This is a genomic window from Algibacter aquimarinus, from assembly GCF_039543265.1.
Classification (GTDB): Bacteria; Bacteroidota; Bacteroidia; order Flavobacteriales; family Flavobacteriaceae; genus Algibacter_B; species Algibacter_B aquimarinus.
Genome location: NZ_BAABJK010000004.1, coordinates 271,416 through 288,380, shown reverse-complemented (window position 1 = coordinate 288,380; position 16,965 = coordinate 271,416). Strand labels below are relative to the sequence as shown.

Here is a 16,965-nt window from a genome sequence, read left to right as displayed (position 1 = left end):
AATAAAAATTATTACATGAAGAATCAAATATTGCTATATATAGCGTTCGCTTTCATAATTAAAGTAAATGCTCAAGAAACAATAATATTCCCTAACCAAGATAGAAGGGTTATTACAACAGGAGTGCCTTTTGTATTGATAGCTCCAGATGCTCGTGCAGCTGGTTTAGGAGATATGGGAGTTGCTACATCGGTTGATGCGTTTTCTCAACAATGGAATTCATCAAAATATGCTTTTTCAGAAACCAAGTCGGGTATTGGAGTTAGTTATACACCATACTTAAGCAAACTTGTAAACGATATTTTTCTAGGAAATGTTACATATTTTAATAGAATAGATGAACGTAGTGCTTTCGCAGCCAGTTTAAAATATTTCTCATTAGGAGATATTGAGTTTGTAACAGATGAATTCTCTGAAGCATTAATTCAAAGGCCAAATGAATTAACCATAGATGCATCCTATGCGTTGCGTTTATCAGATCAGTTTGCTATGTCGGTAGCTATGCGTTACTTGCGTTCGGATTTAAGATTAGATGGTGTAGATGGAGATGCTACTCCGGCAAGTACTTTTGGGGTAGATATTTCGGGATTTTATCAAGGAGAAGAACAAGCTTATTCTGACTTTAACGGACGGTGGAGAGCAGGATTTGCTATTCAAAATATAGGTCCTAAATTTAAATATGACGAAGGAGGGCAAGAAAACTTTCAACCAACTAATTTACGTTTAGGTGGTGGTTTTGATTTTATTTTTGATGATTATAATAAAATATCAGTTACTGCTGAGGTTGCAAAGTTATTAGTGCCAACACCACCTGTTTTAGGTTTTGTTGATACAGATGGTGACGAAGCTCAAGATGCAGATGAGCCAACAATTATAGTAGAAGGAAAAGATCCAAATGTGAGTTTTCTATCAGGTATGTTTCAATCGTTTGGAGATGCTCCTGATGGTTTCAGTGAGGAATTAAAAGAATTTACTTGGGCTTTGAGTGCTGAGTATGTGTATCAAGATTCATTCGCTTTCAGAGCGGGTTATTTCAATGAAAGTGAAGAGAAAGGAGCTAGAAAATTTTTATCTCTAGGAGCAGGATTTAAAGCAAATGTTGTGAATATTGATTTGTCATATTTATTTTCGGCTTCCAAAATTCAGAGTCCACTTGAAAACACTCTACGCTTCTCGTTAACCTTTAATATTGGAGCAGGTGAGTATTTAGAGTACTAAAAAATATTCAAAATAAATGTATTTTAAAACTATTGTTCTATGAGCAATAGTTTTTTTGTTTTAAATTAGAGAGCAATAATCTATGTAAATGTTCTGATTTATGTTTGTAACTAGTAATTTACTTAACCTTATGGATTTATTGCTGGTGAATTTTAATGATAAATAATATTTTACACAATCGTGTTATGAAGGAAGTTATAATTGAATCAAAATTAATTGTTTATGAAAATTTAGAACAACTTCCTGAAGATATAATAATGCTTATGGAGAAAGCATTTAAAGCAAGAGAAAACGCGTATGCACCTTATTCTAAATTCCATGTAGGAGCAGCTATACTTTTAGATAACGGAGAAGTAATTACAGGCAATAATCAAGAGAATGCATCCTACCCATCTGGTTTGTGTGCAGAACGTACAGCAATCTATTATGCCGGATCTCAATACCCAGATGCTAAAATTAATAAAATAGCAATATCGGCAGGCTCAACAAGTAAAATTAATACAGAACCCATTCCACCTTGTGGTGCGTGCAGACAGGCTATTGCTGAATACGAAATAAAACAAAAGGAATCTATTGAAATATATTTTATGGGAGAGAAGGGCAATGTTATTAAATCTCATTCTTTAGCAAATTTATTACCTCTGGTTTTTGATAAAACTGTTCTCTAGTTTTAAATACATTAAAGTATTCATCGAAAAAAAATAAGAATTCAATAAAGTACACATCTTCATCCACTTTTTTTAATATTTTTTATACTTTAATCATATTCCATTTTTGCAATACCAATCAATGTATTACTTTTGTATTTCGCTTAAGTAAAACCTAATATTAGTCGATGCAAAAAATCACTAAAGAAACATACCTAAAATGGTATGAGGACATGTTGTTTTGGAGGAAGTTTGAAGACAAACTTGCTGCAGTGTACATACAACAAAAAGTAAGAGGATTTCTTCATTTATACAACGGTCAAGAAGCTGTATTAGCAGGAGCTTTACATGCTATGGATTTGACCAAAGATAAAATGATTACAGCCTACAGAAATCATGTACAACCTATTGGTATGGGTGTAGACCCAAAACGTGTTATGGCAGAATTGTATGGAAAAGTTACTGGAACATCTCATGGCATGGGAGGTTCTATGCATATCTTTTCAAAAGAACATCGTTTCTATGGAGGTCATGGTATAGTTGGAGGTCAAATTCCTTTAGGCGCTGGTATTGCCTTTGGTGACAAATACCATGATGTAAATGCTGTAACTTTATGCTGTTTTGGTGATGGTGCAGCAAGACAAGGATCATTACATGAGACTTTTAACTTAGCAATGCTCTGGAATTTACCAGTAGTTTTTGTTTGTGAGAATAACGGTTATGCTATGGGAACATCAGTTGAGCGTACTGCAAATCATGACGAAATATGGAAGTTAGGAAGAGGCTATGAGATGCCATCAGGACCAGTAGATGGTATGAATCCTGTAAAAGTTGCTGAAGCTTTTGATGAAGCTATTCAACGTGCAAGAAAAGGTGGTGGACCAACATTTTTAGAGTTGAAAACTTATCGTTATAGAGGTCACTCCATGTCTGATGCTCAACATTATAGAACAAAAGATGAGGTTGAAGAATACAAGAAAATTGATCCTATTACCCAAGTAAAAGATGTTATTCTTGAAAATAAATACGCTTCAGAAGAAGAAATTAAAGAAATAGATAAGCGTGTTAAAGCAAAAGTTTCAGAATGTGAAAAGTTTGCTGAAGAATCTCCATTTCCAGAAGTACAACAATTGTATGATGTAGTTTATGAGCAAGAAGATTATCCATTTATTCAACACAAATTATAAGATATGGCTATAGTTGTAAACATGCCGCGTTTAAGCGACACTATGGAAGAAGGAACTGTTGCTACTTGGTTAAAGAAAGTAGGAGACAAAATTGAAGAAGGAGATATTTTAGCTGAAATTGAAACTGATAAAGCAACAATGGAGTTTGAGTCTTTCAACGAAGGTACTCTACTTCATATTGGAGTTCAAGAAGGTGAAACGACTAAGGTAGATGAGCTTTTAGCTATAATTGGTGACGAAGGAGAAGATATTTCAAGTTTGCTAAATGGAGGAGGAAGTTCAGCAACAGAATCGTCTGAAGATAAAGAAGAAAGTGCCACTCCAAGTCAAGATGAGGAGTCTAAAGAAACAGAAGCGAAATCTCAAGATTTACCTGAAGGCGTTATAGTTGTTACTATGCCACGTTTAAGTGATACGATGGAAGAAGGTACTGTGGCTACATGGTTAAAAAAAGTTGGTGATACGGTAGAAGAAGGTGATATACTAGCTGAAATAGAAACAGATAAAGCAACCATGGAATTTGAATCATTCCAGTCAGGTACTCTATTAGAAATAGGATTACAAGAAGGAGAGTCTGCAAAAGTAGATGCTCTTTTGGCTATTATTGGTCCTGCGGGAACTGATGTTTCTGGTGTTGCTGCTAATTTTTCAGCGACATCTGCACCAGCTAAAAAAGAAGAAGCTCCTAAAACGGAAGTAAAGAGTGAAGCTCCGAAGGCTTCGCCAGCTAAAACAGAAACAAAAGCTAAAGCGCCTGCACCAACCCCTGTTACAGAAAATGGAAGATTATATGTGTCGCCTCTAGCAAAAAAATTAGCAGAAGAAAAAGGAATCAACTTAACCAAAGTTCAAGGATCTGGCGAAAATGGTCGTATCATAAAACGTGATATTGAAAATTACGAACCAGCTGCATCTGGTGCTTCGGTTGGTAAATTTGTGCCATCTGGTCAAGAGGATTTTGATGATGTTGATAATTCTCAAATGCGTAAAGCAATTGCAAAGGCATTAACGAATTCTAAGTTTTCGGCACCTCACTATTACTTAAGTGTGGAGTTTGACATGGAAAATGCCATGGCATTCCGTGCTCAATTTAACTCTATTCCAGATACAAAGATTTCTTATAATGATATTGTAGTTAAAGCATGTGCTTTAGCATTAAAACAACACCCTCAAGTTAATTCGCAATGGTTTGCAGATAAAATGCGATTAAATAACCATGTTCATATTGGTGTTGCAGTAGCTGTTCCAGATGGTTTAGTTGTGCCTGTAGTACGATTTGCTAATGAGCAAACCTTACCTCAAATTGGCGCTGAAGTTAAAGAATTAGCTGGAAAAGCAAGAAACAAAAAGTTAACTCCAGACGAAATGCAAGGCAGTACATTTACTGTGTCAAATTTAGGGATGTTTGGTATAGATACATTTACATCTATAATAAATCAACCAAATTCAGCAATTCTTTCAGTTGGTAACATAGTTGAAAAACCGGTGGTAAAAAATGGTCAAATAGTTGTTGGTCATACCATGAAGCTATCCTTAGCATGCGATCACAGAACAGTTGATGGTGCTACAGGAGCTATGTTTCTTCAAACATTAAAGGGATACATTGAAAATCCTGTTACTATGTTAGTATAAATGATATTACAAATAGATTATAATAGACCTGTTTCATTTGTTTGGAGCAGGTTTTTTTATCTTTAACCTTTATTATAAATTCAATTGAAATGAAAAAATCATGTTTAATTTTTTTACTTTTTCTAGTAGCTTCCTGCGCCATTAGGAAAAAAGCTGCTGATGGAAAACCTGGAGTTGCTGGTACTAGTGCTGTAAAACAAAACACTAATACCATAAATAATGAAGTTTTTAGTAAAGTAAGTGTCTCAGATGTTCAAAAAAATATGGAGTATTTGGCTTCAGATGAACTAGAAGGAAGAAATACAGGGACTATAGGCATTGAGAAAGCTGCAGTTTTTATAGAGAATCACTTTAAAAATAATAATGTTAAACCATATTTTAAAACGTTTAGAGACAGTTTTAATCTAAAGAAAATTATAGGTTACAATATAGTTGGTTACATTGAAGGGAATGACCCAAATTTAAAAGATGAATTTGTTGTTTTAGGAGCACATTATGATCATATTGGTACTGCAAAAGAAGTAAATGGGGATAAAATAGCCAACGGAGCTAATGATGATGCCTCAGGAACAGTTGCGATTTTAGAATGGGCAAAACATTTTTCAAATACTAAAAGTAATAAACGAAGTATACTTTTTACCTTATTCTCTGCTGAAGAAATGGGATTGAAAGGTTCAAGTCATTTAGCAAAAAGGTTGAAAAAAGAAAACTTGAATTTGTATACTATGATTAATTTTGAAATGATCGGCGTGCCTAGAGCAAAAGAAGAGATAATTGCATACATTTCAGGTTATGAAAAATCTAATATGGCTGAAAGGATAAATGAATACGCAGGAGATATAATAATTGGTTTTTTTCCTAGAGCCAAAGAACTTAATTTATTCATGAGGTCTGATAATTTTCCATTTTATAAAGTTTTTAAAAAACCAGCTCATGCCATTTCTACTTTTGATTTCTCTAATTTTGATTACTATCATCATGTAGACGACGAAGCAGATAAAATGGATTTTAATCACATGACTAACTTTATAAATGCAATGATTCCCGCTCTAAAAGGAATGATAAACGCCGCAACTGACGAAATAAAGATTAACAATGAGTAATATAATAATCACAGGAACTAGCAGAGGGATAGGTTTTGAATTGGTACAATTATTTGCTAAGGCAGGACACAATATTTTAGCGCTTTCTCGTAATGCGATGCCTATTAAAAATTTGCAATTAGAAAATGTTATAGCTATGCCTTTTGATTTATCAAATGAGGAAGAGTATTCTAAGGTTAAAACATATATTGATGAAAATTTGCAGACAGTAGATGTTTTAATAAATAATGCAGGAGCATTACTAAATAAACCATTTTCTGAAACTTCAATATCAGATTTTGAGGAAGTTTATAAAACTAACGTTTTTGGAGTATCAGAGTTAACAAGAGTTGTATTGCCATTCATGAAGCAAAAAAGTCATGTTGTAACCATAAGTTCTATGGGTGGTGTTCAAGGGAGTATGAAGTTTCCCGGATTAGCAGCATATAGTTCAAGTAAAGCTGCCGTAATTACTTTAACAGAGTTACTTGCTGAAGAATATAAAGACTCAGGTATTTCTTTTAATGTTTTAGCTTTAGGAGCCGTACAAACAGAAATGCTTGAAGAAGCTTTTCCAGGCTATGAAGCTCCAACTACTGCTCTAGAAATGGCTCAGTACATTTTTGATTTTTCGCTTAACGGAAATAGGTATTATAACGGTAAATTATTACAAGTATCCAATTCTACACCTTAACTTTATGAGTAAATACAAGTGTATCATTTTTGATTGTGATGGGGTATTAGTAGATAGTGAAACCATAGGGAATAAGGTTTTAGTCGATATGGCAAATGATTTAGGGGCTCAAATCGATTTAGATTACGCTATGAAACATTTTAAAGGTGGTTTTTTAAAAGGGTGTTTTGAGCAAATTTCCAAATTAACTGGATTAGATATCCCGGAAACATTCGAGGCTGAATATCGTAAAAGGAGTTTTCAAGCATTTAAAGAAGAGATAAAACCTATAAAAGGTGTTGAAAAAGTTTTACTAAACTTAAAGATACCATTTTGTGTAGCATCTAGTGGGCCAGAAAATAAGATTCGTCTTAATTTAAAAATCACAGGTTTGTTGCCGTTTTTTGAAGGTAATATTTTTAGTTGTTACGCTATACAAAAATGGAAACCCGAACCAGATATTTTTCTTTGGGCGTCAGAAACTATGGGATTTAAACCAAGCGAATGTTTAGTTATTGAAGATAGTGTGTCTGGTGTAAAAGCTGCTAAATCTGGTGGTTTTGATGTGTTTGGATATACCGAACATGATTATAATAATGAACTTGCTGCCTTAGCTACTAAAACTTTTGATGACATGCATGATTTAATTAATATGTTATAAATTCTTATTAGCATGCTTTTTTGAGCTTTGTATTTACTCTATTATTAAGATTATGTAAATTTTATTAATGAATTTAAAGATTTCTTTATTTTAGCAAAGATGCATCAACAACTTGAAGCGTATATACCAGAAAATGCTTTGTCTCAGGTTCTAAGACTTTTAGAACATGATAATTTGATAGTGAAAATAAAGAAGGAACGCAAAACACGTCATGGAGACTATATGCGTTTACCAAATGGAAAGCATCAAATAACTATAAATTCAAATTTAAATAAATATCGATTTTTAATAACTCTTGTTCACGAAATAGCACATTTTGAAGCTTATAAAACCTATGGTAAACTTATAAAACCTCATGGTATAGAGTGGAAACATACTTTTCAGCGTTTAATGCTCCCTTTTTTAAATCCAGAAATTTTTCCATTGGATTTACTACCACTTTTAGCGAAACATTTTAAAAATCCAAAAGCATCTAGCGATACGGATGTGCAATTAGCCTTAAGTTTAAAGCAATTTGACGAACCAAATGGCAAAACATACATTTTTGAAGTACCTTTCGGGAGTGAATTTAAATTATATAACGGAAAAGTATTTAAAAGAGGTAAAAAGCGAGTAAAACGTTTTGAATGTATCGAGATAAAAACAGGAAGGTTGTATTTATTTAATCCAAATGCAGAAGTAGAAATATTAAATTAAAAATATGAATAAGAATTATTATGCCATTTTAATGGCAGGAGGCGTAGGATCTAGGTTTTGGCCAGTAAGCACTCAAGATTTTCCAAAGCAATTTCATGATATGTTGGGTACTGGAGATACACTCATACAAAAAACATTTCACAGATTAGCAGATTTAATTCCAAAAGAAAATATATATATACTAACTAACGAACGTTACAACGATTTGGTTTTAGAACAACTTCCAGAAGTAACACAAAAACAAGTTGTTTTAGAACCTGCAATGCGAAATACAGCACCTTGTATTTTATATGCCTCACTTAAAATTCAAAAGGAAAACCCAGATGCGGTTATGATAGTTGCACCAAGTGATCATTGGATTGAAGATGAAACTACGTTTTCAAAAAATGTAGAGCAAGCCTTTAATTTTTGTTCAAAAAATGATGCGTTAATGACTCTAGGTATTCAACCAACTTTCCCAAATACGGGTTATGGCTATATTGAGTTTGATAAAGTTTTTAGTCATGCTATAAAATCAGTAAATCAGTTTAGAGAAAAACCAGATTATCAAACAGCAAAAGAGTTTATAGCTCAAGGTAATTTTTTATGGAATGCTGGTATTTTTATGTGGAGTGCTAAAAGTGTTATTAAAGCTTTTCAAAATAATCAACCTAAATTATATGAACTTTTCGAATCAGGAATTTCATCATATAACACAGAAGCTGAAAGTGGTTTCATAAAAGAAAACTACCCGAAAGCAGAAAATATTTCAGTTGATTATGCTCTTATGGAAAAATCTACCAATGTATTTGTAATCGCAGCTGAATTTGACTGGAACGATTTAGGAACTTGGGGTAGTTTGTATGACAAATTAGATAAGGATGCAGAAGGAAACGCCGTAGTGAATTCTAGAACTTTGGTAGATGATGCATCTGGTAATATGATACGGACTAAAAATGATAAAATTGTTGTTGTTGATGGATTGAATGATTACATAATTGTTGATAAAGAGGAAGTTTTACTTATCTTTCCTAAAACAAAAGAACAAGATATCAAAAAAACACTTCAGAAAGTAAAAGATAAGTTTGGAGAACAATATGGTTAATTATGAGTGAAGAAAGTAAATTCAATTTTTCAGAAGAAGAAGTTAAAAATCAAGAAGCTGTTGAGCAATCTAAAGAAGCCGTTAAAAAAGATGCTCAGGGTTTATTCAAGAGTATTAAAAACTTTTTTAGCGAATTATTGGATTTTCGTGATGACACTGATAGAGATGCCACCATACAAGCTATAAAAGGAGATATTCCTTTTAAAGGCGCTACAGCTTGGATTTTAATATGTTCAATATTTGTTGCTTCAATAGGGCTAAATGCAAACTCTACTGCAGTTGTTATTGGTGCCATGTTAATTTCTCCACTTATGGGGCCAATTTTAGGTGTTGGTCTATCTATAGCTATAAATGATATTGATACCTTAAAACGTTCGTTAATAAACTTGGCTACCATGATAGTGCTTAGTCTATTAACTGCCTTTCTTTTCTTTTGGTTATTTCCTTTAAGTGAAGAAACTTCTGAACTTTTAGGCAGAACCCGTCCAGATATCAGAGATGTTTTAATTGCCTTTTTTGGAGGTTTAGCTTTAATTATTGCTAGAACAAAAAGAGGCACTATTGCGTCAGTTATTTTTGGAGTTGCTATTGCTACAGCGTTAATGCCACCACTGTGTACAGCTGGTTACGGTTTGGCAAAAGGAAATTGGGCCTTTTTTGGTGGTGCTATGTATTTGTTCACAATAAATACGATTTTTATTGCATTAGCTACGTTTTTAGTATTAAAACTTTTGAGGTTTCCTATGCTTAAGTATGCGAACTCTAAAAAACGTCTTTTTATTTCAAGAATGGCAACCTTATTAGCTATAGTGGTTATGGTGCCTGCTGTTTGGACTTTTTTAAATGTTTTAAAAGAGAGTAATTTTAAGCGTGATGCTAGTATATTTGTAACTAATGAATTGATTACATTAGATCATTATGACTATTTGAAAAATAATGCAGTATATAAATATTCTGATGTTGGAGAATCTGTAATACAGTTAAATACTTTTGGGTTAGATGAAATTTCTGATGAGACTATTAGACTCTTAGAGGGTAGAATGAAAGATTATAGTGCATTAGCAAATGCTAAACTGAAAATAAATCAAAATAAATCTAAAAACCTAGATAATTTTAAATATATGGAAGAACTCCGAACTCGGGATTCTCTTGATTTATTATCTCAAACACAAAAAATAGCATACCTAGAAAACCGTGTGTTACAATTTTCTAAACTTGAAAAAAATTATATAGCTTTAGAGAAGATTTTAGAGGAGGTGAAAATTCAGTTCGAAAACGTAGAGCAGTTTTCTTATGCTAATGTTATAAACTCAAATTTCACAAAAATGGACACTATTTCTGTTTTTACAGTTAAATGGATTGATTCTTTAACTAACGAAACACTCAGAAAGAAAGATAAATTGAGATTAGAAAAATGGCTAAAATTTGAATTGGATTTGGATACTTTAATAGTAAATCGAGTGAACTAGCTATTTTCCTCTAAGTACATTTTACGTACTTTTTTAAACAAATTAGAGGAGTAAACAAAATCAGTAACCACTTCATTATCTGTTTTAAAAATAGTTTCTTTAGAACCTTCCCAAGCTTTTAAACCGTCTTTTAAGAATACTATTTTTTCACCAATTTCCATCACAGAATTCATATCATGAGAGTTTATAACTGTTGTAATTTGATATTCGTCCGTAATTTCCTGAATCAAATTGTCAATTACAATTGCTGTTTTAGGGTCTAAACCAGAGTTAGGTTCATCACAGAACAAATATTTAGGATTATTAACAATAGCTCGGGCAATAGCAACGCGTTTTTGCATACCTCCAGAAGCTTCACTTGGCATCTTTTTATGCGCATCAGGTAAATTAACACGTTTTAAAACAAAATCTGCTCGATCTTCCATCTCGCTTTTACTCATTTTCGTAAACATACGTAATGGAAACATAACATTTTCAGCAATAGTCATAGAGTCAAATAAAGCACTTCCTTGAAATACCATGCCTATTTTGGCTCTCATATCACGTTTTTCATCTTCGGTAAGTTTGGCGAAAATTTGTCCATCATAAGCAATACTGCCTTCTTCATAATCAAATAAACCTAATAAACATTTCAAAAAAACTGTTTTACCAGATCCGCTTTGTCCAATTACAAGATTAGTTTTACCTTTTTCAAAAGTAGTTGTTATACCCTTTAAAATATGAGCTTCACCAAACGATTTATTTAAGTTTTTTACTTCTATCATTAGCCTAGCATCATATCAGTTAATACATAATTTAGTAAAATGATAACTACCGAGGTCCAAACAAAAGCTGTGGTACTGGCTTTACCAACTTCAAGTGCACCGCCTTTCATAAAATATCCATGAAAAGATGGAATTGTTGCTAGAACTATGGCAAAAATGAATGTCTTTATAAAGGCATAAATAACATGGAATACCTCAAAATCTGTTTGTATACCAATTATATAATCGGCAAGTGTTGAATATCCTCCAAATACACATGCTGCCATACCGCCTAATATACCAAGAAACATACCGATTGCTATGGCAAAAGGGAATAGCATAAGTGCAATTGTTTTAGGGAAAACTAAATAGTTTAAGGAGTTTATTCCCATTACTTCAAGTGCATCTATCTGTTCTGTAACACGCATTGTTCCTATGCTAGATGTAATAAATGAACCTACTTTACCCGCCATAATAATAGATGTAAATGTAGGTGCAAATTCTAAAATTACAGATTGCCTTGTTGCAAAGCCTACTAAGTATTTAGGAATTAATGGGTTATCTATATTTAACGCCGTTTGAATAGTAATTACACCACCAACAAAAAAGGATATAAAGGCAATAATACCTAAAGAACCAATAATTAAATCATCAATATCTTTTAATATAAGTTGTTTCATAACACTCCATTTTGTGGGCTTGCGAAACATTTCAGCTAGCATTAAAAAATAAGCACCTATATTATTTAGATATGTCATACAAAATTTATGAATTGCTAAAGTAAAAAAAGTTAATGGTATTTAACCTTAATTTTAAACTATGATGTTTTAAAATATGTATTTTTATACACTTATTAAAATACCATGATAAAGAAAACCACATCCCTTTTTGTACTTTTAGTATTTGCCATATGTAGTTATGGGCAGCAAAATGTAAAAGCAGATTATTCAAACCCTAAACTTGTAATAGGAATAGTAGTAGACCAAATGCGTTATGATTATTTAACGCGGTTTTATAATAAATATGGAGATGGAGGTTTTAAAAGGATGATGAATGAAGGTTTTAATTGTAAAAACAATCATTTTAATTACATACCAACAAAAACTGGGCCTGGACATGCTTCTGTTTTTACTGGAACAACCCCCAAATACCATGGTGTAATAGCAAACGATTGGTATGATAAAGAAAATAAAAAAATGGTGTATTGTGCTGGTGACGAATCAGTTAAAGCTGTTGGAACAAGTTCTGATGCAGAGCGCATGTCGCCTCACAGAATGCAAACTACTACATTTGCTGACGAGAATAGGTTATTCACACAATTGAAAGGTAAAAGTATAGGTATTTCAATTAAAGATAGAGGTGCTATTTTACCTGCAGGACATTCTGCAAATGCGGCTTACTGGTTTAGGGGGAAGAATGAAGGAAATTTTGTTTCGAGTACATATTACATGGAAACTTTACCAAAGTGGGTTGAAGATTTTAATAATTCTAAAATTGTTGAGTCTTACCTTAAAGAATGGGATACGTATTATGACATTTCTACATATACTGAAAGTGGAGACGATTTAAATAGCTATGAGGGAGGTTTTGAAGGAAAGGAAACAGCAACATTCCCATATGATTTAAAAAAACTATTTAACAAAAAGAAAAATGCTGGTTTCGATATTTTAAAATATAGTCCTTACGGTAATAGTATTGTTGCCGATTTTGCGATTGAAACAATTAAAGCAGAGGCACTTGGTAAAGATAATTTTACTGATGTACTTACTGTTAGTTTTTCTAGTACCGATTATATTGGGCATAATTTTGGAGTTAACTCTAAAGAAATTGAAGACACTTATATTAGATTAGATAGAGATTTAGAGCGTTTTTTCAAGTTTCTAGACACCCAAGTAGGAAAAGAGAGCTATACTGTTTTTCTAACTGCAGATCATGGAGCTGTAGATGTGCCAGCTTATTTACAGAGTTTAAAAATACCAGCCGGATATATTAGTAATTCTGAAAGAAAAAATGAGTTCTATAAATTTTTGGAGAACAGTTACGGAACAAAGGATATTGTCGAGAATATAAGTAATAACCAAATTTTCCTAAATAAAAGAAAGTTAGAAGAGCTAGATTTAGATTTAGATGATGTACAAGAAGCTATAGCAAACGAGCAACTAACTTATAAACACATTTCAAAAGCATATACAGCTACAACAATGAATTCAGTTCATTTTACCGATGGAGTTGAAAGTTTACTACAAAAAGGTTTTAATCAAAAACGATCAGGGGATATTCTTTTAGTTGATGATACTGCTTATATTTCCTATTGGAAAACAGGTTCTACTCACGGAAGTGGTTTAAACTACGATACGCATGTACCTCTTTTGTTTTTTGGTAAAGGCATAAAAAAGGGACAAACACTTCAAAAAACAGAAATTACAGATATTGCCCCAACCATGTCTGCACTTTTGGGTATTAGTTTCCCAAACGCAGCTATAGGTAAACCTCTAGAGTTTGTTTTAGATTAATTGAATAAGCGAAAACTATATTCTGTAATCGCAATCCTAATTATTTTAGGAGTTTATGCTTATGAGCATTTTTTAGTTGAAGAAGAAAAAACTGAAATTGTATCAGAAGGTAAAAGTGTAAAAAAGAATACAAACGAATACTTTTTACCTACAAGTACAACAGGGCAAGTTGTGCATCACCAAGGGTATTCATTATCTTATAGTGAGCCGCATGAGCAAGCAGAATGGGTAGCTTATGAGCTCAAGAAATCGCATCTCACTAAAACAAACCATAAACGACCTTATTTTGAAATAGATAAAGCTGTAAAAACAGGAGCAGCCCATTGGCGAAATTATAAAAACTCAGGTTATGACCGCGGACATTTATGCCCTGCAGGAGATAAAAGATATAGTAAATCAGCTCATGATGAAACATTTTTAACCAGTAATATAAGTCCGCAAGAACATCAATTTAATTCTGGTATTTGGAATACTTTAGAACAGAAAGTACGCTATTGGGCAAGAAAATATGATGGTGTTTTTGTAGTTACTGGAGGTGTTTTAAACGGCAATATGCAAACTATTGGTGATGACCAAATTTCTGTACCAAATCAGTTTTATAAAGTTTTAATTGATAATAATTCTGGAAAAACAAAAATGATAGCTTTTTTAATACCTCATAAAAAATCAAATAAACCTTTATATAAATTTGTTGTTTCGGTTGATAAAATTGAAGCTCTTACTGGAATAGATTTCTTTCCAGAATTAGAAGATAGTTTAGAAAATAAGTTGGAAGCTTCTAACAATTATAAGAATTGGAGTTTTAACTAAACTTAGTAAGCATACCTTTCCAACGTAAATTTCTAATAAATTTACCTTCATCTGAAGAAACTAAAAAATCTAATTTTTCTTTTTTAGCTTTAAAATAACCTGCTAAATAATCTTTAAATAAAGAAGCACTCTTTTTCTTATATGCAAGTTTTAAAGCAGAAATCAATGTGATAATAAAACCATAACGCATTTTATACATGGCTTCTCCTTGTAAATATTTTGAAGCTCTATTGTAACTTATTCCTGTAGGTTTTAAGTGTTTTACGTGTAAAGATTCATCAGTTAAAATTTCCCATTCGTAATATTTGGCAAGTAATTCATCAACTGTATCCCAACCCATGGATGGTTTTAACTTTCCAATTTGTAAAAAGCACTCTTTCTTATATGCTTTTAAGGCTCCTCGGATATGGTCTTTTCTAGTTAAATTTTCTAAAACCCAATCTCCATTTTTTTCAATGTAACAAAAGCCAGCTGCCATACCTAACTCTTTGTTTTTTGAAAAATGAATTGATAGTTGTTCTAAGTAATTATTTGGAAAGATTAAATCCGCATCAAACTTGCAGATTATATCATAATTTTTATCCAAAGCTTCATAACCTTTATAAAACGCATTTATGATTTTTGAACCTGGTAAATGCTGATTTGAAGATTTGGAGTTTACTAATGAAATGAAATTGTGTTTTTCGGCGTAAGCTTCAACAATATCTTCTGTTTTATCGGTGGAATTATCATTAACCACAACTAGTTTTTTAGGTAAAAGTGTTTGTTTAGCTAAAGAGTCTAGTGTTAGTCCTATAGAACTTTCTTCGTTATGAGCAGGAATGATAATGTAGAAATCCAAAAATTTAAAGCTTAATATTCAAAGTTAAACTCTTTCAGCATATACTATGTAATATCTTGGTGTAAACCATCTTAAAATTGGTCTAATTCCAATTTTTTTAGTTGGGTTAGTCCATTTTTGTCTATCTATAATTTTCCAACCAGCCTTTTCTAATAACCAATCAAATTGCCAATCTTCAAACTCATGGTAATGTCTATCGAGCATATCAGTTTTACTTCTGTAAGCAGATGAAAACCATAACTTAAGTGGCACACTAGCAACTAATTTATCAGCTTTTATAGATTTTAAAACTGTAAAAGGTGAAAGTAAATGTTCGAAAATTTCAAATGCTGTTACAACATTTGCGTCTGATTTTTCAATTGTCGATACGTCAATATCTAAATCTTCCCCTTTAGTATTTTCAACTGAAAATCCATGTTGTTGCATTATTTTGGTAAAAGGATTTTCTACACCTAAATCCAATATAGCTTCAGAATTTGAAACGTGTTTTTCTAAAAACTGGATTGTATGTTTGAAGCGTTTATTGGGAAAACTATTTTCGTACATTATTAGTGTTTGTATACAATAGCATTAATGTTCATTCCAGCACCTACACTAGCAAAAATAATAATATCGCCTTTGTTTATATTCTGATTTTCAAAGTTGTCTTTTATAATCATATCGTATAATGTGGGTATTGTAGCCACACTAGAATTACCAAGCTTACCAATGCTCATTGGCATGATACCCTCAGGCATTTCCATATTATATAATTCGTAAAAACGTTTTACTATGGCTTCATCCATTTTTTCATTTGCTTGATGAATGAGTATTTTTTTAACATCAGAGATATCTATTTCGCTTTTATCTAAACAAGATTTCATAGCTAGAGGCACGTTGTTCAAGGCAAATTCATATATTTTTCGTCCATACATTTTAATGTATCGACGGTTATCTTTTATTTCTTGATTATTAGTTTCTCCAAAATATATGAAGTGTGCTTCATCTAAAGCGAAAGTTGCAGATTCATGAGTAATGATACCAGATTTATTATCTTGTGTAGACTCTACTATTACTGCTCCAGCACCATCACTATATATCATGGAATCTCTATCATGCGGGTCGATAACTCGAGATAATGTTTCGGCACCAATAACTAAACATTTTTTTGCAATTCCAGACTTTATAAACGCATTCGCCTGAATAACACCTTCTATCCAACCTGGGCAGCCAAATAGTAAATCGTAACCAACACACTTAGGGTTTTTTATTCTAAGAAGGTGCTTTACCCTAGAGGCTATGCTTGGTACTGTATCACTTTGTTGAGAATCACTTCTCACATCACCGTAATTATGTGCTACAATTATATAATCGAGCTCTTCTCGATTAATATTGGCATCTTCAATAGCTTTTTCAGCAGCAAAAGATGCTATGTCTGAGGTGTTTAAATGGTTTTTAGCATATCGGCGCTCATCAATACCTGTTATAGCTTTAAACTTTTTTACTATAATTTCGTTTGGTGCGTTTATTGTGGAACCATCACTATTTAAAAATTCATGATTATGAAAGTCTTCGTTTCTTTCAATATTAGCAGGAATATAACTTCCAGATCCAGTAATTTTTATATTCATAAAAAGAAAGTTGCCTTTAATTAGTCTTAGTGATAAGCAATATAAATACTTTCTATTTAAGGCAAATATATTTTGTTTTTATTTTACGATGTTCAAAAG

At 32.3% G+C, this 16,965-nt stretch carries 17 protein-coding genes; 12 read left to right on the top strand and 5 right to left on the bottom strand.

Translation table 11 applies throughout. The annotated features are described in order from the left end of the window. Positions 1-15 precede the first annotated feature (15 nt). From porV to ABD939_RS04090, 10 genes are all read left to right on the top strand, one after another. Positions 16-1,218 carry a type IX secretion system outer membrane channel protein PorV gene (gene porV, locus ABD939_RS04135; RefSeq protein WP_345164806.1) on the top strand — a complete coding sequence of 401 codons (1,203 nt, stop codon included), beginning with the start codon at positions 16-18 and terminating at the stop codon, positions 1,216-1,218. Positions 1,219-1,403: 185 nt separating this feature from the next. Then, the gene (cdd, locus tag ABD939_RS04130) at positions 1,404-1,886 is read left to right on the top strand and encodes a cytidine deaminase (protein ID WP_345164804.1); all 483 of its coding nucleotides are present in this window, start codon (positions 1,404-1,406) and stop codon (positions 1,884-1,886) included. Between the two features lie 167 nt (positions 1,887-2,053). Continuing rightward, positions 2,054-3,052, top strand: a complete 999-nt coding sequence (pdhA, locus tag ABD939_RS04125) for a pyruvate dehydrogenase (acetyl-transferring) E1 component subunit alpha (RefSeq protein ID WP_345164802.1) — start codon at positions 2,054-2,056, stop codon at positions 3,050-3,052. A gap of 3 nt (positions 3,053-3,055) precedes the next feature. Next, positions 3,056-4,684: a pyruvate dehydrogenase complex dihydrolipoamide acetyltransferase gene (locus tag ABD939_RS04120; protein WP_345164800.1), complete on the top strand. Its 1,629-nt coding sequence runs from the start codon at positions 3,056-3,058 to the stop codon at positions 4,682-4,684. 89 nt (positions 4,685-4,773) lie between these two features. Then, positions 4,774-5,787, top strand: coding sequence for a M28 family metallopeptidase (locus tag ABD939_RS04115; protein ID WP_345164798.1), 1,014 nt, complete (start codon positions 4,774-4,776; stop codon positions 5,785-5,787). Continuing rightward, positions 5,780-6,460, top strand: a complete 681-nt coding sequence (locus ABD939_RS04110; RefSeq protein WP_345164796.1) for an SDR family NAD(P)-dependent oxidoreductase — start codon at positions 5,780-5,782, stop codon at positions 6,458-6,460. Before ABD939_RS04115 ends, ABD939_RS04110 begins: the two co-directional genes overlap by 8 nt. 4 nt (positions 6,461-6,464) lie before the next feature. Beyond that, positions 6,465-7,100, top strand: a complete 636-nt coding sequence (locus tag ABD939_RS04105; RefSeq protein ID WP_345164794.1) for an HAD family hydrolase — start codon at positions 6,465-6,467, stop codon at positions 7,098-7,100. Between the two features lie 99 nt (positions 7,101-7,199). After that, on the top strand, positions 7,200-7,796 hold the full coding sequence (locus ABD939_RS04100) for a SprT-like domain-containing protein (protein ID WP_345164792.1): 597 nt from the start codon (positions 7,200-7,202) through the stop codon (positions 7,794-7,796). Between the two features lie 4 nt (positions 7,797-7,800). Next, a complete protein-coding gene (locus ABD939_RS04095) occupies positions 7,801-8,880 on the top strand; it encodes a mannose-1-phosphate guanylyltransferase (protein WP_345164790.1) in 1,080 nt (359 codons plus the stop codon). Positions 8,881-8,882: 2 nt separating this feature from the next. Then, positions 8,883-10,349 carry a DUF389 domain-containing protein gene (locus ABD939_RS04090; RefSeq protein WP_345164788.1) on the top strand — a complete coding sequence of 489 codons (1,467 nt, stop codon included), beginning with the start codon at positions 8,883-8,885 and terminating at the stop codon, positions 10,347-10,349. Here the strand turns inward: ABD939_RS04090 and ABD939_RS04085 are convergent. Further along, positions 10,346-11,113, bottom strand: coding sequence for an ABC transporter ATP-binding protein (locus tag ABD939_RS04085; RefSeq protein WP_345164786.1), 768 nt, complete (start codon positions 11,111-11,113; stop codon positions 10,346-10,348). The two genes, ABD939_RS04090 and ABD939_RS04085, sit on opposite strands and share 4 nt — an antisense overlap. Next, positions 11,113-11,850 (bottom strand): MlaE family ABC transporter permease, encoded by a 738-nt coding sequence (locus tag ABD939_RS04080; RefSeq protein ID WP_345164784.1) that lies wholly within the window; start codon positions 11,848-11,850, stop codon positions 11,113-11,115. Before ABD939_RS04080 ends, ABD939_RS04085 begins: the two co-directional genes overlap by 1 nt. A gap of 105 nt (positions 11,851-11,955) precedes the next feature. On the opposite strand from ABD939_RS04080, the gene pafA reads away from it, so the two are divergent. Together pafA and ABD939_RS04070 are read left to right on the top strand one after the other, a co-directional pair. Beyond that, a complete protein-coding gene (pafA, locus tag ABD939_RS04075) occupies positions 11,956-13,605 on the top strand; it encodes an alkaline phosphatase PafA (protein WP_345164782.1) in 1,650 nt (549 codons plus the stop codon). Further along, the gene (locus ABD939_RS04070) at positions 13,606-14,415 is read left to right on the top strand and encodes a DNA/RNA non-specific endonuclease (RefSeq protein WP_345164780.1); all 810 of its coding nucleotides are present in this window, start codon (positions 13,606-13,608) and stop codon (positions 14,413-14,415) included. It begins immediately after the preceding gene. On the opposite strand, the gene ABD939_RS04065 is transcribed toward ABD939_RS04070, so the two are convergent. From ABD939_RS04065 to ABD939_RS04055, 3 genes are read right to left on the bottom strand one after another with little or no spacing between them, the layout of a single operon-like run. Next, positions 14,408-15,256, bottom strand: a complete 849-nt coding sequence (locus tag ABD939_RS04065) for a glycosyltransferase family 2 protein (RefSeq protein WP_345164779.1) — start codon at positions 15,254-15,256, stop codon at positions 14,408-14,410. The two genes, ABD939_RS04070 and ABD939_RS04065, sit on opposite strands and share 8 nt — an antisense overlap. A gap of 24 nt (positions 15,257-15,280) precedes the next feature. Next, positions 15,281-15,802 (bottom strand): methyltransferase, encoded by a 522-nt coding sequence (locus ABD939_RS04060; protein WP_345164777.1) that lies wholly within the window; start codon positions 15,800-15,802, stop codon positions 15,281-15,283. 2 nt (positions 15,803-15,804) lie between these two features. Next, complete coding sequence (locus ABD939_RS04055; RefSeq protein WP_345164775.1) at positions 15,805-16,866, bottom strand: 3-oxoacyl-ACP synthase III family protein; 1,062 nt, start codon at positions 16,864-16,866, stop codon at positions 15,805-15,807. Between the last annotated feature and the right edge of the window lie 99 nt (positions 16,867-16,965).